At 52.7% G+C, this 21041-nt stretch carries 14 protein-coding genes and 1 tRNA gene; 3 read left to right on the top strand and 12 right to left on the bottom strand.

Going from position 1 to position 21041, the window contains the following annotated elements; translation table 11 throughout:
* Nucleotides 1-8 precede the first annotated feature (8 nt).
* The 12 genes from A3850_RS14725 to gltB all read right to left on the bottom strand — a co-directional run bounded on the left by A3850_RS14725 (nt 9) and on the right by gltB (nt 16657).
* Nucleotides 9-2330: an ATP-dependent helicase gene (locus A3850_RS14725; protein WP_068218058.1), complete on the bottom strand. Its 2322-nt coding sequence runs from the start codon at nt 2328-2330 to the stop codon at nt 9-11.
* Between the two features lie 159 nt (nt 2331-2489).
* A complete protein-coding gene (locus A3850_RS14730) occupies nt 2490-3689 on the bottom strand; it encodes a hypothetical protein (protein WP_157501240.1) in 1200 nt (399 codons plus the stop codon).
* Between the two features lie 176 nt (nt 3690-3865).
* Nucleotides 3866-4411, bottom strand: coding sequence for an HAD family hydrolase (locus A3850_RS14735; RefSeq protein ID WP_068218063.1), 546 nt, complete (start codon nt 4409-4411; stop codon nt 3866-3868).
* A gap of 6 nt (nt 4412-4417) precedes the next feature.
* Entirely contained in the window at nt 4418-4663 is a 246-nt protein-coding gene (gene iscX / locus A3850_RS14740; protein ID WP_076639959.1) for a Fe-S cluster assembly protein IscX, read from the bottom strand.
* 47 nt (nt 4664-4710) lie between these two features.
* Nucleotides 4711-5052, bottom strand: a complete 342-nt coding sequence (locus A3850_RS14745; RefSeq protein ID WP_068218066.1) for a 2Fe-2S iron-sulfur cluster-binding protein — start codon at nt 5050-5052, stop codon at nt 4711-4713.
* 130 nt (nt 5053-5182) lie between these two features.
* A tRNA-Met gene (locus tag A3850_RS14750) sits at nt 5183-5255 on the bottom strand.
* 88 nt (nt 5256-5343) lie between these two features.
* Complete coding sequence (locus tag A3850_RS14755; protein WP_068218068.1) at nt 5344-5679, bottom strand: 2Fe-2S iron-sulfur cluster-binding protein; 336 nt, start codon at nt 5677-5679, stop codon at nt 5344-5346.
* Between the two features lie 137 nt (nt 5680-5816).
* A complete protein-coding gene (locus A3850_RS14760) occupies nt 5817-7406 on the bottom strand; it encodes a S8 family peptidase (RefSeq protein WP_197494068.1) in 1590 nt (529 codons plus the stop codon).
* A gap of 215 nt (nt 7407-7621) precedes the next feature.
* Nucleotides 7622-9460, bottom strand: a complete 1839-nt coding sequence (locus A3850_RS14765; protein ID WP_197494069.1) for a hypothetical protein — start codon at nt 9458-9460, stop codon at nt 7622-7624.
* A 279-nt stretch (nt 9461-9739) separates the two neighbouring features.
* Nucleotides 9740-10306: a hypothetical protein gene (locus A3850_RS14770; RefSeq protein WP_068218078.1), complete on the bottom strand. Its 567-nt coding sequence runs from the start codon at nt 10304-10306 to the stop codon at nt 9740-9742.
* Nucleotides 10307-10513: 207 nt separating this feature from the next.
* Nucleotides 10514-11992, bottom strand: a complete 1479-nt coding sequence (locus tag A3850_RS14775; RefSeq protein WP_068218081.1) for a glutamate synthase subunit beta — start codon at nt 11990-11992, stop codon at nt 10514-10516.
* Nucleotides 11993-12109: 117 nt separating this feature from the next.
* Complete coding sequence (gltB, locus tag A3850_RS14780) at nt 12110-16657, bottom strand: glutamate synthase large subunit (protein WP_068218084.1); 4548 nt, start codon at nt 16655-16657, stop codon at nt 12110-12112.
* A 609-nt stretch (nt 16658-17266) separates the two neighbouring features.
* Here gltB and A3850_RS14785 point away from each other — a divergent pair.
* From A3850_RS14785 to kdsB, 3 genes are all read left to right on the top strand, one after another.
* Nucleotides 17267-18358: a metallophosphoesterase gene (locus A3850_RS14785; protein WP_068219829.1), complete on the top strand. Its 1092-nt coding sequence runs from the start codon at nt 17267-17269 to the stop codon at nt 18356-18358.
* 171 nt (nt 18359-18529) lie between these two features.
* Nucleotides 18530-19930, top strand: coding sequence for an arginine decarboxylase (locus A3850_RS14790; protein ID WP_068218087.1), 1401 nt, complete (start codon nt 18530-18532; stop codon nt 19928-19930).
* 28 nt (nt 19931-19958) lie between these two features.
* Complete coding sequence (gene kdsB / locus A3850_RS14795) at nt 19959-20711, top strand: 3-deoxy-manno-octulosonate cytidylyltransferase (protein WP_068218089.1); 753 nt, start codon at nt 19959-19961, stop codon at nt 20709-20711.
* The last annotated feature ends 330 nt before the right edge of the window (nt 20712-21041 follow it).

Below are 21041 nucleotides of genomic sequence, written 5' to 3' on the forward strand. Positions count from 1 at the left end.
TAAGTTCATTACGGCATGACTTGCAGTTTGGCAAACTTCAGCATAATGCGCTTCTCCGGTTGGGGTAAGTCGCTGAAGTGAATGGTAGCGATTCGGTTACCGGCACCGCCGTCTACTTTGGTCACCCTACCCTCCCCAAACTTGAGGTGCAGTACCCTGGCGCCAGCCTCAATATCGGCAATAGGACTTGGCTTGAAGTCAGCGGGATCGATCTTGGGTTTTGCGAATTTGGCCGTTCCGCGTGCTCTGACCGGTGGCGTAATGCCCGTCACCCGCGCACGTTGTCGCTGTACCGGGTCGTACTCGTGGCCCTGGCTCCGCGTACGGCTGTGCGTGGTACTCTCGATGGCATCCGCAGGGATTTCGGCTAAGAATCGGCTCGGCTCATTCATCACCATTTTCCCGTAGCGGTAGCGGGTGTTAGCATAGGATAGCGTCAGGAATTGCTCGGCACGCGTGATGGCCACGTAGAAAAGTCGGCGCTCTTCGTCCATCCCGTCCAGCGAGTCCATACTCATCCAGGAAGGGAAGAGCTTTTCTTCGAGTCCAACTACAAATACCGACTTGTATTCGAGGCCCTTGGCGGCGTGGACGGACATTAGCGTCACTACGTCCGTGCTGTTCTGGCTGGTATCCGAATCAAAATCCGTCAGCAGCGCAATGTTTTGCAGGTAGGTAGCCAGCGATTTATCGGGCAAAGTTTCCGTGTCAATAACGGTGTCCTCTTCAACAAAGCTCTTGATGCCATCCAGCAAACTTTGGAAGTTCTCCAGCCGGGCCATCCCTTCAATTGAAGTGTCATTACGGTACAGATCCAGCAAGCCCGATCGTTTGGCGACGAGGTCAGCAATTTCGTACGCATCAGCCGTATCTACCTTGGTGCGGGCTTTCTCGATCATGTCGATGAAGCCATCCGCCTTATGCCGCGTCCTGGTGGGCAGGTTTACGTGCTTCAGCGCGTCGAAGGCCGTCATGTTTTGCTGACCGGCCAAGGTAATGACTTTGGCTACGCTGGTTCCGCCAATACCCCGCTTCGGGTAGTTGATGGTACGGCGGAAAGCCTCCTCGTCATTAGGATTCACGACCAGGCGCAGGTACGCGACCATATCTTTTACCTCCTTCCGTTGGTAGAAGCTCATTCCTCCGTACACCCGGTACGCAATGTTGAACCGGCGGAGGTACTCTTCAAAGATCCGCGACTGTGCATTGGTACGGTAAAGAATGGCGATGTCCTCATTCGCCAAGTGGTGGCGGTTCTTTTGTTCCAGGATAGTATCGGCCACACGGCGGCCTTCCCCGCTATCATCCATTTCCCGGATGACCTTGATCTTCTCCCCCAGCCCTTTGTCCGACCAGATCTTTTTCTGGATCTGCCGTCGATTATTGCTGATGACGGCGTTGGCGGTTGCAACGATGTTCTCGGTGCTCCGGTAATTCTGCTCGAGTTTAAAGGTTTGGATGCCAAATTGGGAGAAGTCCTGCTCAAAATCCAGGATATTCTGGATCGTCGCTCCCCGGAAGGCGTAGATCGACTGCGCATCATCACCCACCACGCAGATGTTACGGGGGCTGTCGGGGTACTGGACCAGCTTTTTTACGATCGCATATTGTAGCGTATTTGTGTCCTGAAACTCATCCACCAACACGTACTTGAATTTCTTACGGTACTTCCCGACAACGTCAGGATGGTTCTGGAACAGCTCGAAAAGGCGGAAAAGCAGATCGTCAAAGTCCATCGCGCCCGCCTTCTTACAGCGGTTGACGTAGGCCGTGTAAATCTTGTAGACCAGCGGCATGTTTGCGGCCTTGTCCTCGGCGAGCAGTTGTTCGTTGGCGGAGTATAGCTTTGGGGTAATCAGGCTGGATTTCGCACTGCTGATCCGATTCTTGATCGCATTAGCTTGGTACACCTTCTTATCCAGATTCATCTCTTTGAGGATCTGGTTGATCAGGCTCTTCGTATCGTCCGTGTCGTAAATCGTAAAGTTGCTTGGGTAGCCGATGTGCTTCGCCTCTACCCGCAAGATCCGGGCGAAGAGACTGTGGAAGGTGCCCGCCCAGATATTGCCCGCACGGTTTCCTACGACTTTACTGATCCGCTCCTTCATCTCTCGGGCTGCCTTATTGGTAAACGTCAGCGCCAGGATTTCCCAGGGCGCCGCCCCTTTCTCGATGAGGTGGGCAATCCGAAACGTCAGCACCCGCGTCTTACCCGAACCGGGCCCCGCAACCACCAAAACTGGTCCTTCCGTGGTCGTCACGGCAGCACGCTGCACGTCATTTAGGCCATCAAGATAATTCGGAGGCGTTTGGGTAGCGGGTGTGGACATGCTGCTGTTTTATTCAGTGGGCGAATATACAATGAGCACCGACAAGTATAAAAACAGAATGTATCAAATACCGCCTACTTCCTCATTTTAGTTAGAGCGGATGGGTCGGTTATTCATTCCGCCGACTCCCATCGGGTGCAAGCTTGTCTTCCGCTTCATCTACTGTACTAATTCCACAGCCCGATTTTTAACGAAGGTGGCCGCAAATTCCTCATAAGTGTACATCACTGCCTCGTTACCAGACACACTACCAACTTGCTTCTCCATATTCATCGGCAAGTGTACGCGCAATGGGAACTTCAGTGTCAACGAATCACCCGAGACTACGTAAGTGACGTAATGGTTTGGATCGCACGTATCCCCACTCCGTAACACTGGCGCGCTCGGATGAGCGGAAAGGCTTCCGGTCGCAATCGTCCGGTCCGGCGTCAGAATGGAGTAGCCATTTTGCCCTTCCAGTCTCAAGGTAAGTTCCTGCGTTTCGAAGTCAGGCAGGTAAATACCCCTACGGGCTTCGTCTCCCGAAAAGCTTACTGATGCCCATTCACTCCGCTTCTCCTTAACGGTACTTATTAGGGGTGACGTTTGTCCTTGGAAATCAGAAAGGTCACTAATAATCTGGGAGGTATTCGTGACGAGAGCCGAAAGTGCGACCTCCTGCGGTCGACCAAAAGAGGAAGTATTTACCCTACGGCCAATTATCGTCAACGGGTCAGTGCTGATGGAATCAATCAATAGCACCCGGTGGTTCGCCTCCCCGTATTCCGTAGCCAGGATGGGTTGGATGAATTCATTTCTCACCCGGTAGATTTGTCCTTTCCCTTCATTGAGTTGATAAAAATCTTCACCCATGTTCAGAACACCATCCTTTACTTGGCGCTGCAGGAAACCAATGCGGTAGGATTTATTGACCACACAGCCCTTCCCATTTTCCATCGGCACGTAATAGTCCACCGATTCTTTCTGCAGGGCAAATCGTTCCGGCGCAGCAAGTGGGCGCAGGGCCGCGTGCCGAAGTGCGCTGTCCAGATTCACCGCTGGTTTATAGTTACGTAATTGTAGGAGAGTATGGCGATTCTGGGCAGCAGGGTCATATACGGTAATGGTCTCCGCTGATTTACGCTGCCAACTCCAGTAGTCTGAAGGTGCATCTCCTTCAACGATTAACGAATCTTGCAGCGCATACTTGCGCACGTAATTCGGGTCCATCGCCGATGTCACGGTAATCCCGGCATCCTCCCAGGTGATGATGTTTCCCTGGTCAATAAATCCGCCGCGTAGGCCTAGATCATTGGAAATGACGATATACTGCTCTCGCTCTGCCGTCTCCGGCGCGACGGGGTTAGTACAAGAAGGCATTAAAAACAGGAAAAAGAATAGGGTCGAAATCTTCAAATGGTGCATTGCACCAGTAGATGCAAAGCGATCTCATAGTGGCGGGTGGATACCGAAGTTTTTCTGGGCGCTGCCGCAGGTGCAATAAAATGGGGAGGGGAATAATCCCTAAGCAAGATGGAAAACGGAACGGAATTGAGTCACACGCTAGTGGGGAGACCGTCCCCATCGTCCGTATCGGAAGGCATCCACTTCCCATGGAGCTTCAGGACGCGCTCGATCACGTCGCGGGCAGCCCCGTAGCCCCCCTTGGCGTGGCTGACGTATTGGGAAATACCAAGGATCTCCGGACAGGCGTCGTTCGGGCAGGCGGGTAATCCGACGAGTTTCATGACTTGCAGGTCCACCATATCGTCCCCCATAAAGAGGACGTTTTCAAAGGTGATCTCATCCTCGTAAAGGTACATGAACTCCCGGTAGGCGGCTACCTTATCCTTGATCCCGTAGTAAAGGTTAACGACACCCAGATTTTCCAGGCGGCTAACGACGCCCTCACTTTTCCCACCAGTAATGATGGCAACCTTGTACCCCTGCTCGATGGCCCGTTTAATGGCGTAGCCATCCCGCACGTTCATGCTCCGCAGTAAACTCCCATCTTCCTGCACGAGGAGTTGGGAATTGGTCAGTACCCCATCAACGTCGAAGATGAAGGTGGTGATGGGTTGGAATTTCTCGAGATCGTTCACGGGCGTTTACTGGTTGTCCCGCCATTCGTAGACCCACTTAGCCTGGATCTGCTCCAGGTGTTCCTCCGTCGAGCCTTCCTTGGTACCGGTGAAACTGGGGATTTCCAGGATCCACGTGAGCAGATCGGTGAAGCGAATGCGATAGATCCGGTCCTGACCAAACTCGTCACCAAAACGGTCGTAGAGGGCCATGGCAATATCTTCGTGGTCCGCCCAACCGAATGGGAAATCGTCAAAATCTTTAAAGCTCAAGGGGTAGTAATTTGGTAGTGAGTTGTGGATGAGGACTGGAGCCGGCACTAGTGCTCGTGGCCGATGATTTGCTTCTGGTCGGGAATCTCCACTTCAATGGTAGCATCTTCGTCGAGGATGACAGCCTGGCATCCGAGCCGGCTTTCTAAACGGGGATTAATGGCCCGGTCAATGAAGTCCTCTTCCTTATCGCTGATTTCTTCCAGCGCGTCCTCACCGGAAAGCACGTAGATGTGGCAAGTGCTGCAAGCACAAACTTCTCCGCAGTTGTGGTTAAGGTGGATATCGTTATCCTCCGTCACTTCGAGGATGCTAATGTCCGCCTCGACGTTTTCGACGATCTTGGGGGCGATGGACTTATCCTCAAAGGTAAATTTTACTGTAGCCATAAGGGGCGTTGGGTATCTGTTGTATAGAAAGCAAATGCTTTAACGTTGGACTTGGTTGCTCCCGGAAGCACTTCCCGTTGAAACATAAAAAAAACCGCTGCCGGCCTAAGCCGACAACGGTTTTACTGAGTAGCGGGGACAGGACTCGAACCTGTGACCTTCGGGTTATGAGCCCGACGAGCTACCAACTGCTCCACCCCGCGCTGTTATTTTATTATCACCCTTCGTTAAGGGGCTGCAAATATACAACTAGAATTTAAACGGCAAAGTTTAATCTTGTTTTTGGAAAAATTAATCGTCCGCCTCGGGTGCGAGCTGGACGCGTAATCCATTCAGCGCGGGCGTCATCTGCAACTGACAACCAAGGCGAGAATTGTCCTCCACGAAAAAAGCTTGGTCGAGCATATCCTCCTCATCCTCCCCCATTTCCGGGAGTTCAGTATTGGATAGCACGTAGCAATGGCAGGTGCTACAGAGTGCCATCCCCCCACACGTGCCTTTAACGGGTAGCTCGTAGGCTTTGCAAACCTCCATCAAATTCATGTTCATGTCCGTTGGGGCTTCCAACTCGTGAGCTTCTCCGTGGCGGTCGACCACAACCAATTCAATATTGCCTTCTTCAGCCATAGCTTATACTTTAAACAAAGATAGTGGCACCAATTAGATAGGTAGCAAGATATTTACAGTATAATTTTGAGAAATTACTGGATGAGTAACAACCCTAACTCCACCTATTTCAGTGGCGGGCTTTCACGAGAATATCTCTAGTGCACGATCACTCGAGTAGTTGTGCTTTCCTCTCTTTCAATTACCATTACTTGGTAGTAGCCGCTTGGTAACTCTCCAAGGTTCACCCCTAATTGAACCGGCGTGCCCGGTATTCTTATTGGGCGCTGAGTGCTCACTAATCGCCCATTCAAGTCAAAAACGCGTACGCTCACTTCATTACTGATTACCAATTTATTTAAGGTGATTACCGTAAAGTCACTGGTGGGGTTGGGGCTTACGTTAGCAACAGCTAGTTCGCTCTCCTCACCGTCTTCACACAGTTCAATAAGTAATTCCTGGCTCTTGGCGACGTTGAGCATACCACCACTACTGGTCCTGAATTCTAAGGAAGGAAGGGTCTTTGTTCCAGCTAGTAGAACATCCCGAATCATCAAAGCTGCCTCTGCAGGATCAGTCTTCACCTTGTCGTGAAAGCTGGGGCAGGGGCTGGAATACAACAACGCAATGGCACCTGTCACGTATGGGGCGGCAGCGCTCGTATTGCCAAAGCCACCAAATTGATTCCCCGGTAACGTGCTGTAACTGCCTTCTCCCGGAGCACCAAGATCCACGTTCTCCCGGCCGTAAGCGGACATTCGGTACAAGCGATCCAGCGTATCCACGTTAGCTACGCTGAGCAGATAGTCCGTCTCGCAATCGGAAGGCATGTCGCCCCGCTCATCTACGTCCCAACTAAAGTTAGCGGTAGCTGCAGCCGTGAGGATTCCTTCTGCTCCCAATTTGTCGTACATGGCTCCCCAGAGCGGATACTGGTCGCAGGTGCCACCTTCGACGCCAAAACTGGCGTTGGTTGCGACAACGAAAGCCCCTTCCCTACCCTGGGTCTCATTCCATAGTTTCCGTTGTTGGCGGACGTATTCGTAAGCCTCAATGATCTGTGACTCACGTTGGATGCTGAAAAGCATCATCTTGGTATTCCAATTAGTCCCCGTAATACCAAGTTCATTGTCGCCTACGGCACCGAGCGTACCAATGACCTGCGTTCCGTGCGTCCCAACCTTAAGTCGCTGAGTGCCGTCCACCATATTCCAGCCATAACGGTCGTCGACGTATCCATTCCCATCATTATCTCTACCATCGTCTGGTATTTCGGCTGGATTAGTCCAAAGATTAGCCTTTAGGTCCGGATGATTGGTTTGGAAGCCGCCGTCAAGCACGGCGATTACGATGTCGTGGCCATCGGGCGTTTGCCCGCCGGTCGTCAGGTTCCAGGCATCGGTAAAGCCAGTTCGATCCAGGTTGTTTGCTTGCCGCCAATACTGGGCATCGTTCGGCTGATTACGAAAGTCTACGGTGCGATCACGTTGCACGTGCAGAACAATTGGATTTGATGCCAATTGATGTGCAGCCAGGTTAGCTTTTGCCTCATCAACGAAAATGAGTAGTTCGATGCCCGCGTCGGGTACAATCAGTTTGCGGGATGCCAATCCAAAGAGTGGTAGCTCACTATTCAGCATCTTACCCGTCGTGCCATCAATATTCCATTGAACCAGCAGTTGCCTGGTTTGCCCGGAAACCGACAGTCCCCAAATGAGAAAAAGCTGGATGAGTAAATAAGATCGCAAATTCATAGGTAATGCAGGCTCAGTACTATTACAATTTACTTCGTTAATCCTCCTACATCGCGGGAAAGTCAAATGCCGCAAGTTATCAGACAGTATCTTGTGAAAGTCAGTCCAATGACACTGCACCCGCGGCAGCGCCTTCAGCATTTCAGCATTTCAGCTTATCGGTTCCCGAGCGCATCGGGAGCGTACCTATCTCATCCACTGCTCAGGATCTAAAGACGCTCACGGTAGTTATTGATGTATAAATGGCCTTCGGGGTAGATATCAACATTCAATCCGTGTTGCACCGCAATCGGTTTGATTTCCTCCGCCTCTAATGAGCCGTGTTCATTCAGTGATTGACTCAGTTCAAGCAACAGCGCTCGGTGCGTTTCCAGCAACTGATGGGTCTCCGCTACTAAGGCTCGCATCAGTGTTTCTACGGGCTCATCAGTCACCTTCCAGTCCATCTTGTGTGGGTAGTGTTCCGTGCTGTACACCGCCTGGAAATTCTCGTCGAAACCAAACTGGCGGAAGTAATCATTCAGGATGCCCGAAGCCTCCATACGGTCGTGTACGCGCCCGACGCTAGCGTGATCAGCACCGAAAATCAATTCTTCGGCCAGTCCACCCGCGAGGTAGATTTTGGCCTTATCCAGCAAGCTCTTTTTGGTAGAATGCATCTGGTGAGGGAAGGTGAAACCACCCGCATAGCTGTTGGCTACCCGGCTTTTCAGCTGCAGGGGCACCATTCCCGTGAGGGCCATATACACCACGGCGTGGCCGCACTCGTGTACGGAAATATTAGCCGTAACATCGGCCTCGTTGCTCTGGCGTACGGCGTCGATCCGTCCGACATATTTGATTGATTTCTCGTGGGGGCCAAATTTACCAATCAACGCTTTGCCTTGCCTATCGTAGCTAACCGTGATGTGATGCTGATTAACCATCAAAGCCTCGAACATGAAGGTGCTCAGATTAGCCTCCAAAATGTCAATGACTGAACTAAACACTGGCCGCACCCCCTGCACGGGGAAAACCCCGTTGCGGTAGATCAACTCATTTACGGACGGATCTACCTCGACGCGTAAACCTACACGCTCTTGAAGATTGCCGGTAACCCGGTCAATTTCCTTTTGGATCAGGATCTCAAAGTGTTCCCGTTTGAGACTACGGTAGATCAAATGAATATTACCAAAGCGGGCTACCTGTTCCGGCCGGAATTTCCGGGAAAGCGCATTCTTGATGTCCACAATGGAAACCTTCTCCGAGAAGGCGTGGAAGATGTCTGCGTCAATATCCGCCTCGCTGGTTTGGCCGGCCATATTGAAGGCCTCATCCAGGTTACCGCTGATAATGATCAACGTTTTGGCGTGGTTGATAGGCTCGTAGATCTTCTTCTCCTCCTTCGCGCGCAGAATCATGTCGATGACGTCGTCCTCGGTCATCTCCGTAAGTTCCATGACGCTTTGGGTCAGCATCAGATTCCGTTTCATTTGGATGGCCTCCCACGTGGTGATTTTGCCGGACTGTGCGGATTCCGTACCCTTTTTCCGAGCTTCCTCGCGGGTCTTCCGCATGCTCAGGTAGTTGTAGAGCGTCGTGTCGAGGTCCTCCCGCGTCTTACGGCTGAGGCGTCCGTCGCTCAACAATTCCCAGAAGTCATTGTACTTGGCCTGCACAATGGGCGCGCCGTTATCGTCAACGGTGCTAAAGCGCTGTATCTCATCGAAAAGCACGATCGCTGGCTTGCCGTTATTCAACTCATGCTCGCCGAGCATATTGAATACGGTATCGTTCCAACTCGTTCCGCCGTCTCCGGTGCTGAGTTCAATCTCCGCAAAGCGGTCCTGAAAATCTAAAAAGCGCACCATTTTTCTGACGAGGTCAGTCTTACCCACGCCAGTCATACCCCACAGGTTCACGATCACCGGCCGCGTCAGGATCTCTGGCAGCAGATACCACACCTGAAGGTAATTGATCAATTCGTCGATGATCGAATCGATACCTACAAACTCCTCCTTGAGGTAGGCCTTGCAGGCTTCCAATTTTTCGCGTTTAGCAAGAATCAATGACTGGTCAATAACCATAGAAGGGACTGTGGGTGGAGTATCTAGTAGTTTCAGGTGCGTTAGAATTTTGAAGGTTTAAGGGCGCTGCCGCAGGTGCGGCGGAAGATGGCAAGTAACGGTAGAAGACTAATCCCATCGGCTGGACGTAGTGACTGAAAACTTCTAGCCTTGCCGCCAATACTAATTACTAGCCTGGGTGAAAAGTTGCTTCCAATAACAAAAATGCCCTCCACCAAACGAATGGTGGAGGGCAAGCGAACTTTCGTTCAGTCAGTAAGACTACCGGCGGGCCTTGCGAGCGGCCTTGCGGGCTGCCTTTTCGGCCTTACGCTCCGCCTTGGCGGCTTTGCGTGCCTCGCGGTCGAGGGCGATGCCAGTGTAGATGTCGTCACCAGCTACGCGGTCACGGCTTGGGCGGGTGCTGGTACGCGTCGTAGCGGAACGTCCGTTGGTGCTGCGCGAAGAAGTCGTGCTGCGGTCACGGTCTGAGTAACGCGTGTTGGTATTACCAGTGGAACGGCGCGTAGTGGTCGTGGTACGGCGAGTCGTACCGGCCGTGCTACGGCGCGTAGTGGCGTTACCACCGGGAGGGCAGTAAGCGGGGTTGGTGTTCCGACGGGTAGTCGTAGTAGTACGGCGAGTCGTCGACGTACGTGGCGCAGTAGAAGTACGCGTCTGCGTACGGGTGCTGCGGTTAACCCGGGTAGTCGTACGAGCGGGAGCTGTACGGGTGCGGGAAGTGGCGGTTGTCGTACCAGTGCGGCCAGGGACCTGAGCTTCAGCTTCGAAGCTAACGAGGGTGAATGCCAGCAGCATCAGGATAGCGAGAGAGAATTTGTTACGCATGATTGAGGTGTTTGATTATGTACCAAAGAAACGCCGAAAAGAGATCAAAGACGAATCCTACGCCCTGCTTAACCTCGATTTCACTTATTCCTAAAGGTACTCTTAACGATTTAGCCAAGTGTTAAGGTAACAACGTGACTTACCCAATTTGTTGTCCTATATATAAGGATACATCTTGCTATCGTCGTCCATCGTACACCAACGTGGCTAAATCTCCAGGGCTAGTTTCCCCACATCTTTGCTCTCCAGGGTACTTTCTCCGCCCATCAGGAAAGCATCAACGGAGCGCGCGCACTCCCGGCCTTCCGAGATGGCCCAGACGACGAGGCTTTGCCCTCGGCGCATATCACCCGCAGCAAAGACCTTAGGCACGCTGGTTTGGTAATTATGTTCCGGGCTGGCCGCAACGTTGCGGCGGCTGTCCAGGCCCACACCCAATTTCTCCAGCAGGCCTTCGTGCTGGGGATGGAGGAATCCAGCGGCAATTAATAGTAGCTCGCAGGGAAGTTCGCGCTCCGTTCCGGGAATTTTCACAAAGGTGTTCCGCCCGGTCTGGTCCTTACCCCAACGGATGTTCACAGTTTTGATAGCGCGCAAGTTGCCGTCTTCATCGCCCAAAAATTCTTCGGTCAGGACAGCAAATTCTCGTTCACAGCCTTCCTCGTGAGAAGTTGAAGTCCGTAAGATCATCGGCCAGTTTGGCCAGCTATTGATGTCCCGCTCGGCGGGTGGCATTGCCATGATCTCAATTTGGGTGACGGAAGCGGCTCCGTGGCGATTGGACGTTCCCACACAGTCAGCTCCGGTATCACCACCGCCAATCACGACGACGTTCTTGCCCTTTGCGTGGATCTCCGGGACGGCCGTCAAGTCATCGCCGGCGACGCGTTTGTTGTTTTGCTCCAAAAATTCCATCGCAAAATGGACGCCCTGAAACTGCCGCCCTGGTGCCGGGATGTCCCGTGGAATGGTAGAGCCCCCCGCCAGAACGATGGCCTCGTTCTCCCGCATTAATTGCTTCACCTCCACGTTCACACCAACGTTAGCATTGACTTCGAACTTGATGCCTTCCGCCACCATCAGATCAACGCGGCGGTCGATCACGGATTTTTCCAGCTTAAAGTCTGGGATGCCGTAGCGCAGCAAACCACCGACTCGTGTATTTCTCTCGTAGACGGTGACGGTATGCCCCGCCTTATTGAGCTGTGCCGCAGCCGCCAAACCTGCTGGACCCGAACCAACTACCGCTACCTTCTTTCCGGTACGGGTAGCCGGTGGCTTGGGACGGGCGTACCCCCGCTTGAAGGCCTCTTCAGCAATGCTCTTCTCGATGTGTTCGATGGCCACCGGCGGCTGATTGATCCCTAACACGCAAGCGCTTTCGCAGGGCGCCGGGCAAATGCGTCCGGTGAACTCAGGGAAATTATTTGTCTCGCTGAGAATTTGAAAGGCCAGCATCCAGTCCTCCTCGTAAACGGCGTCGTTAAACTCGGGAATGATGTTGCCGAGCGGACAACCATTGTGGCAGAATGGCACCCCACAATCCATGCACCGGCTCGCCTGGGAGATCGTCTTCTCCTCGGACATCGGTTCGTAGAGTTCCTTCCAATCCTGTTTGCGCTGCTCGACCGGCCGTTTGGCGGGTAACTCGCGGGTAACGTTCAAAAATCCTTGGGGATTAGCCATGATATTCTTAATTCAATAGTTAGAAATCGAAGGGCGGAAACAAAGCTGTTTCACAGCCCCTGCAGCTACAACTGAGCGTAAAACCGCAACGTAGCGGCTTAACGCTCAAGCGATCAGCTACGATGGAATACTGAGCTCCACTTGCGGCTCCATCTTCTTCTCAGCCAGCACGCGTTTGTAATCGCGCGGCATGACCTTGATGAATCGGCTCAGTGCCCCATTCCAGTCCTTTAGTAAATCAGCGGCGGCTTTAGAGCTGGTGTACACTTTGTGGTTGGTCACCATCTGCTTGAGGAGTTGCTCGTCAAATGCGTTCAGTCTTTCGATATCAGCCATGTCGTCATTGAGGCGGTCTTTAAAGGTGCCATCCTCATCCAGGATGTAGGCCATACCGCCGGACATGCCCGCGCCAAAGTTCTTACCCGTAGATCCAAGGACGACGACGACCCCACCAGTCATGTACTCACAACCGTGGTCGCCAATTCCTTCGACGACAGTTTTGACGCCAGAATTCCGTACCGCAAATCGTTCGCCAGCTTGACCCTTTATGTAGGCCTCTCCGGAGGTAGCCCCGTAGAAGGCGACATTGCCAATAATGATATTCTCGTGGGGATCAAATTTGGACTTGCGGTCGGGCACTACGATCAGTCTGCCACCACTAAGTCCCTTCCCAAAGTAATCGTTGGATTCACCCTCCAGCAAGAATTCAAGGCCCTTAGCTCCAAAGGCACCAAAGGACTGACCGGCTGAACCCCGGAAGCGATACTTGATCGTTCCGTCCGGCAGACCCTCACCGTGAAAGCGGCGGCTTATCTCGTTAGATAGCATCGTCCCAACGGCACGGTCAGTATTGACAATGGCGAATTCTTCGTTCACCGGTTGAATCTCTTCCAGTGCGGGCTTCGCCTTCGCGATGAGTTGCCGATCAATTACGCTGCCCAGCTCGTGGTCCTGAACGACCTTATTGTAGAGGCCAACTGTCTCGTCGGCGATTTCCTTGTAGAGAATGGGGCTGAGATCCAGCGCTCGGTACTTCCAGTGTTCCGCTTCGGGGTTGACTTTGAGGTGTTCTACTTTACCAACCATCTCGTTGACGGTCCGGTAGCCCAACTCAGCCATAATGGATCGCATGTCCTCCGCAAGGAAGCGGAAGAAATTGATGACGTGGTCCGGGTCACCCGTGAAACGCTTCCGGAGTTCAGGGTTTTGAGTAGCAATGCCAACTGGGCAGGTGTTGACGTGGCACTTCCGCATCATGATACAGCCTTCCACAACCAGCGCTGCGGTCGCTACACCGTATTCTTCCGCACCCAGTAGCGTGGCAATTACGAGATCACGACCCGTACGGATCTGGCCATCGGTCTGTAGGACGATCCGGTCACGGAGTTTATTCCGGACCAGCGTTTGGTGCGTTTCCGACAGCCCAAGCTCCCAGGGGAGACCGGCGTGGCGAATAGAACTAAGCGGCGAGGCTCCCGTACCGCCATCGTGGCCGGCAATCAGGATGGCGTCTGCTTTTGCTTTAGCTACGCCGGAAGCAATAATACCAACGCCGGCTTTGGACACTAATTTGACGTTGATACGCGCCTTGCGGTTGGCATTCTTGAGGTCGTAGATCAACTGCGCCAGGTCCTCGATGGAATAGATATCGTGGTGAGGGGGCGGCGAGATCAAACCCACCCCGGGCGTTGAATTACGTACGCGCCCGATCCAATCGTCGACTTTGTGTCCGGGAAGCTGGCCGCCCTCGCCGGGCTTGGCTCCCTGGGCCATCTTGATTTGGATCTCATCCGCATTCGTGAGGTAGTGGCTGGTGACGCCAAAGCGCCCCGAAGCCACCTGCTTGATAGCGGACCGCATATTGCGACCCTGTTCATCCACCTGAAAGCGAATGGGGTCTTCCCCACCCTCTCCGGAATTGGACTTCGCACCGATACGGTTCATGGCAATGGCCAACGTAGTATGTGCCTCCCAACTAATGGAACCAAAAGACATGGCCCCAGTAGCGAAGCGCTGCATGATTTCCTCGGCGGGTTCTACTTCCTCAATGGGAATTGGAGAACCCTTACGGAAAGCCAACAACCCGCGCAAGGTCAGCGCCTTCTGCGTCTGGTCGTTGATGGTGTCCTTATACTTCTCGTAGGCCTCCGCGTCATTCTTTCTGGCGGCAATTTGCAGGTAGTGAATGCTTTTCGGGTTGAACGTGTGTGCTTCACCGCGGCGTTTCCACTGGTAGACGCCACCAACCTCCAAACGAGGATTAGCAATCGGCTTCGGTGGATAAGCGAGTTCATGGCGGACGAGAACCTCTTTGGCCAGCCCGTCGTAGCCAACACCCTCGATCCGGCTAATGGAGCCCCGGAAGCATTCATTGACCACCTTGTGATTCAACCCAACGGCTTCAAAGATCTGTGCACCCTGGTAAGACTGTAGCGTCGAGATTCCGATCTTCGACATGATCTTCAGCAGACCCTTTCCAATGGCTTTGCGGTAGATGGTCAGTACTTCCTTGCGTTCCAGACCCTCTTCGTCAAAAACTCCGTTTGTGTGGAGGTCAGAAAGCGCTGCGTAGGTTACGTATGGGTTCACGGCGCTGGCCCCGTAACCGATTAGGGTTGCAAAGTGGTGCGTCTCGCGCACGTCACCAGCCTCAATCACCAGGCTGGTTTTCGCCCTCAGGCCCAACTCGACTAAGTGATGGTGGATAGCCCCCGTTGCCAATAGGGATGGTACCGGCGCATTATTACTATCGGCAGCCCGGTCTGAGATGATCAAAATATTATGCCCTGTCCGCACGAGGCTTTCCGCCTGGGCTTTGATGTGCTCAAGAGAAGCGTGAAGCCGGCCGGCCAATCCGTCCGTCTTAAACACGATATCGATCACACCAGACCGGAAGTCTGGGTGGTGCAATTCCTTGAGCGCCGCCATCTTGTCGTTCGTCAGGACGGGGCTATCCAGATGAATATTCTTAGCGTTCGCTGGCGTCACTTCGGTGATGTTTCCCGTTTCACCGAGCATGGCGTAGAGGGACATGACGCTCCGCTCACGGATCGGATCAATCGGCGGGTTCGTTACCTGAGCGAATAGTTGCTTGAAGTAATTCGCAATGTGCTGGCTCTGGAGGCTCAGAGCTGCCAGCGGAGTATCCGCTCCCATGGAACCAATTGGGTCCTTCTTACCCTTGATCATGGGTTCCAGCATGAAGTTCAGGTCCTCCTTAGTGTACCCAAAGAGTTGCAGGCGCTGGAACAAGGTCTTCTCCCCCATGCTGATGGCAGCTTTCCGGCGGAGGGGAAGGTCATCGATACTGATACGATGCTCGTCCAACCACTCGCGGTAGGGCAAGCGCTTACAGATTGTTTCCTTTAATTCTTCATCTCCAATAATGCGGTGCTCCTGCAGGTCAGCAACGAGGATTCGGCCGGGTTGCAGGCGGCCTTTTTGCACTACCGTGCTTTGGTCCACCGGAAGGGCACCCGCTTCGGAGGCTACGATGAGGGTATTGTCGTCGGTCAGGCACCACCGGCTGGGGCGGAGGCCATTGCGGTCTAGCGTGGCTCCAACTAGGATGCCGTCAGTAAAGCAAATGGAAGCCGGGCCGTCCCAGGGTTCCATCAGGCCCTTCGTGTATTCGTAGAAGGCGCGCTTGTAGTCGGGCATCAGCTCGTCGTGCTGCCAGGCTTCGGGCACCATCATCATGAGTGCGTGGGGAATGCTGACGCCATTCAAGGTCAGGAACTCCAGTACGTTGTCGAAGTTGGCAGAGTCAGAGAGCCCCGTACCACAGACCGGGTAAATTTTATCGAGTTCGTCGGTAGTGAACTTCGAAGTTTCGCGGATCAGACTCTCCTTTGATTTCCACCAGTTCACGTTGCCCTGGATGGTATTGATCTCACCGTTGTGCGCGATCATCCGGAAGGGCTGAGCCAGCTTCCACTTCGGCACAGTGTTGGTTGAAAAGCGGCTGTGGACCAGTGCGATTGCCGACTTAAAGTCAATGTCTTGAAGATCACTGAAGTACCCGGGCACTTGCCAGGTAGTCAGCTGCCCCTTGTAGACAATCGTTTTGTAGCTGAAACTAGCGATGTAGAAGAGGTCCCTGGTTTCTGGGTAAGTAAGGTGGATCTTGTGAGTGGCGTACTTCCGAAGTACAAACAGCCGGCGCTCTAAAGCGGCGGGCTCCATTTCCTCACGGGGTACTACGAAGACCTGTTCAAAACGGGGCTCTACCCCCCGGCTGGTCGGGCCTACCTCTTCGTGGTCGGTAGGCACCTTGCGGTAATGGAGGAGATCGAAACCCATTTCGTCCGCATAGTCTTCGAACAAGTACTTACAGCGTTCCGCCAGTTGTTTTTCGTCCGGCATAAACATCATTCCTACACCGTACTTACTATGTTCGGGAAGTGCTTTGCCCTTTGCGCCAAGTTGCTTGGCAAAAAACTCGTGCGGTATTTGCGTAAGGATACCGGCACCGTCACCGGAATTGGGCTCACAGCCGCAGGCGCCACGGTGCTCCATGGCGATCAGCATCGTTAGTGCATCCGTCACGGTTTTGTGTTGCGCAACGCCATCAAGGTTGGCGATGAAGCCCGTACCACAGGCATCCGATTCAAGGTGGGGCGTATACAAGCCCTGAGGCTTTGGAGAGTTTTCTACGTAGCGCATTATGTCGGTTTGTTGGTGCTCATTTGCCAAAGGGCAAAGAGGCATCAGTGAAGACAATTTTTATTGCTGGCGTACTTGGTAAGAGGGGCTAAATCGTGGTGGGCCCGGTAGTTTACTAGGGCTGCACAAGATAAGAAGTAAAGGGGTCTGAACACAAGAATGCTTTCGCAAGTACCCGTCATTTTCCGATTGCTAAAATCTTTCCACCCCAATGACGAGCTAGCGCCGGGTACTTTATTTGGCTCAAAGTCAAGTCGCCTTACAATTTCTCACGGAAAATGCAACTCTGCCAAATGAATGGCTTTTACGCCATAACATATTGTAGAAATCCTGGCTATGTGTTGTGCTGGCTATTACCGGCGCTGCCTCTCACCTATGTCTTAGAGCATAGGCGCTGACGTAGAAGCCAGCAAAGGGGCGAGCAAACCTTCCTCTTAGCACACCATGTTCCGAACCCTTGAGAGAATAATTACCTTTGCGCTAACAAACCCTTAACGACTGCTTCAGGTTTGTGACTATGCGCGTTGCGTCCGTCAGAACACTGGTCAATTGTCCGCGCGCTCTGATTATTGGCTGCGATACTGCAGCAACCTGCTTAACTCGATCATCTTGCTCCGTTTCTTCCCACTCGTTCTGGCCTTTTGCTTAGTGCCTTTCCTGGCGTCCGCACAACTCGACGAAATCGACGGGCCTTACGTGATGTTCAAGAGAAACGAAACCATTGCACAGTGGGCTTACCCCGAAGATGACCGGGCCGACGAGCTTTCTCTGACGGGTGCCGATACTGCTAGCCTGCCTTCATTTCCCGGATTTCACCCCGAAACCTTTGACCCTCAGCGCGAATTTAACCGCCAGCTTCAGTTTACTTTCAGCGGCGTTACCCGAGTTGCAGCCCTGAGCGATATTCACGGCCAGTACGCCGTGGCCCGCAAACTACTGATCGCAAACGGTATTATCGATGAGGAAGAAAACTGGACTTTTGGCGATGGGCACCTCGTGATCGTGGGCGATGTCTTTGATCGTGGAGACCAGGTGAATGCTACGCTGTGGCTGATCTACCACTTGCAGCAACAGGCGCCGGAGTTTGGTGGCCGGGTGCACTTCTTGCTGGGCAACCACGAAACCATGGTCATTGAGGGCGACGTGCGGTACGTACATAAGCGGTACCTCAATACCATCGATTTGCTCAAAAATCCCTACGAGAAGTTATACGGCAACGACTCCTTTCTTGGCCGCTGGCTTCGCACCCTGCCCCTTACCGTAAAGATCAACGATGTTGTTTATGTCCACGGTGGTTTTAGCAAAGAAGTAGTCTACCAGATTGGCGGATTAGAGAAGATCAACAACACCTACCATAAGCATCTGCTTACTCCCCGCGCAGAAATTGTGTCCATGAATAGTGGTCGCCTGGACTTGCTACACGGACGGCAGGGGCCATTGTGGTACCGCGGCTACTTTCTGGACCGCGACTTTGATCAGAACGACATTGCCCGCATCCTCAGAAAATTGGATGCAGAACATTTAGTGGTAGGGCACACCTCTTTTAGCGCCATCAAACGCTATTTTGGTGACCGCGTATTCGCCGTTGATAGCAGCATCAAATTTGGCTCCGTTGGGGAATTACTCCTCATCGAAGATGGCGTCTTCAAGCGCGGTACGCTGACCGGAGAACGGTTAGAGATTGAGATAATGAAGAAGTAACGAAGCCAAGTACTGATCTCGTTAGAGGTGCTTACCTTTCTATTCAGTTGCTATCGCTCCCTACGAGGTCATTCCTAATTCTTGCCTATTTCTCGGCACCAGCGGCAGCGCCAGTATACAAGCATTGGATACGCTAGCTTAACTTCGCCGCAGCTCAAAAATTAACCGCCGGTGGCCAACAAATACTTTGATCTGATTGACCAAACCTTCTACTTCCCACAGGAAGGGTTTGACCTCGATAAAGGCTATTTGACGTTCAATAATATCCCGTTGATTCACTTGATCAACAAATACGGGACGCCCCTGAAATTGACCTATCTGCCAAGTATCGGGCGCAAGATCAAGCAAGCGAGAAATTTGTTCCGTCGCGCGATGCGCAGCCAGGGATATACCGGCAACTACCACTACTGTTATTGCACCAAAAGCTCTCACTTTGCCCACGTAGTGGAAGAGGCCCTAAAGTTTGGCGCTCAACTCGAATTGAGCTCCGCCTACGACGTGGAGCTCGTGCGTAAGTTGTACGAAAACGGGAAGATTGACAAAACGCTAAAGATCGTTTGTAACGGCTTCAAACCCGTCAACTACCTCAGCGCCATCGTAGGGTTGATGAACGATGGCTTTAGTAATGTCATTGCCGTCGTGGACAATGCACATGAACTTGACTATTACGAGCAGCACGTGCAGGGTGTTGCAAAAATTGGGATTAGGGTCGCCACGGAAGAGGAACCCAACTTTGAATTCTACACTAGCCGCCTAGGGTTGCGTGGTGCCGACGTGATCCCACTATTCGAAAATCGGATCAAGGGCAACCCCAAGTTGGAACTAACGATGCTCCATTTCTTCGTGGATACCGGTATTAAGGACAGCCTGTACTACTGGGGAGAGCTCAAAAAGGCAGTACGGCTGTACGGTGAACTCAAACAACATAGCCCCAGCCTTACGGGACTGAATATTGGTGGAGGTATGCCCATTCGCAATAGCCTCGGTTTTGAGTTCGACTACAAGTATATGGTCCGGGAGATCGTAGCGAATATCCTGGAAGCCTGCGAGGAAATGGACGTGACTGAACCCGATATCTACACAGAATTCGGGAAGTACACCGTAGGCGAAAGCGGTGCAACCATTTTCTCAGTGCTGGAGCAGAAACAGCAGAACGACAGTGAGATGTGGTACATGATCGACAATTCGCTGATGACGACTTTGCCCGATGCGTGGGGTATAAATGAACGGTTCATCCTGCTTCCCGTGAACAAGTGGGACCATGATTACCGCCGGGTAAATATTGGTGGCCTGAGCTGCGACAACTCGGATTACTACAATAGCGAGATCCACGAAAGTCAGGTCTACCTACCGGTGAATAAAGCCGATGACGTGGAACCGCTCTACCTCGGTTTTTTCCACACCGGTGCTTATCAGGATAGCATCTCTGGCTACGGCGGCATCAAACATTGTATGATACCAAGCCCGCAGCACATCCTCATTGACTTAGACGAGCAGGGTAACTTGACCGATCGTCTACTCTACCCCACTCAGACGGCGGAGAGCATGCTCGCCATCCTAGGGTACCAGTAGCTAACTTGGCGGGGTAAAATCATCACTTATGGTCTTAGCCGTCATTCCCGCCCGCTGGGCCAGTACTCGTTTCCCCGGAAAACCCCTTGCGCAAATTGGCGACAAAGCCATGGTTGATCACGTATATGACCGGGTAAGTGCCAATAGAAAGGTAGACGTCACGGTTGTTGCTACCGACGACCAGCGCATTTACGACCACGTAGCGAGCCGCGGCGGTACGGTCATGATGACTAAAGCCAACCACAAAACCGGAACGGACAGAGTTGCCGAAGTTGCCCTCGCCTATCCCGCAGCGACAGTTGTAATCAACGTGCAGGGAGACGAACCCTTCGTGGCACAAGAGCAGATCGACAAGATCGTGGAAGCCTTCGAAGAGCAGTCAGTGGACATCGCTACGCTGGCTCACCCCATAGACGACGAGGCCTCTCTGTTGTCGCCCAATGTAGTTAAGGTCGTCCGCACGCGGAGTGGAAAAGCACTCTACTTCAGCCGCCACGCTATACCCTTCTTGCGGGACCAACCGGTCGGCCGCTGGTTAAGGCAGTGCAGACACCTTCAGCATATTGGTATCTATGCGTTCCGGGCTGAAGCATTGCGTACTGCCACAATGCTATCGATTGGATTTTTGGAGCAAGACGAGTCACTTGAGCAGTTGCGTTGGCTGGAAAATGACCTTGTAATCCACGTCGGCGTGACGGACCAGAAGAGTTTCGGTGTGGATGTACCTAATGATTTGGAACGTGCAAACGCTACCTGGCGGGCTCTTAGTCATAAACAATGACATTCCTGAATTCGCTAATCTTATTTTCAGAATTTTTAACACGATCAGTCCGGAAGTACGCTTGATTGATTCCTTCAATCAGTCCCGCCGCCTACAAAATTTTGCCCTCGCTTGGATAATTGCCGCAAATAGGTCACATTTGGTGTGTATAACCTGCGCAAAAATCACCTACGGATTTTCATTGTTTTGCGCGCTGTTTGAGGTCTGATCATGCAACTAACACTTACCACTATCCACGGGGCCGTGTCTCCGGCGTCACCGACCAATCAGGCTAACTGGAATTGGGCCGTCAGTGTACTGCCTATTTTGGTTGTACCCCAATTGTCATCC

This window comes from Lewinella sp. 4G2, from assembly GCF_001625015.1.
In the GTDB taxonomy this organism is placed as follows: Bacteria; Bacteroidota; Bacteroidia; order Chitinophagales; family Saprospiraceae; genus Neolewinella.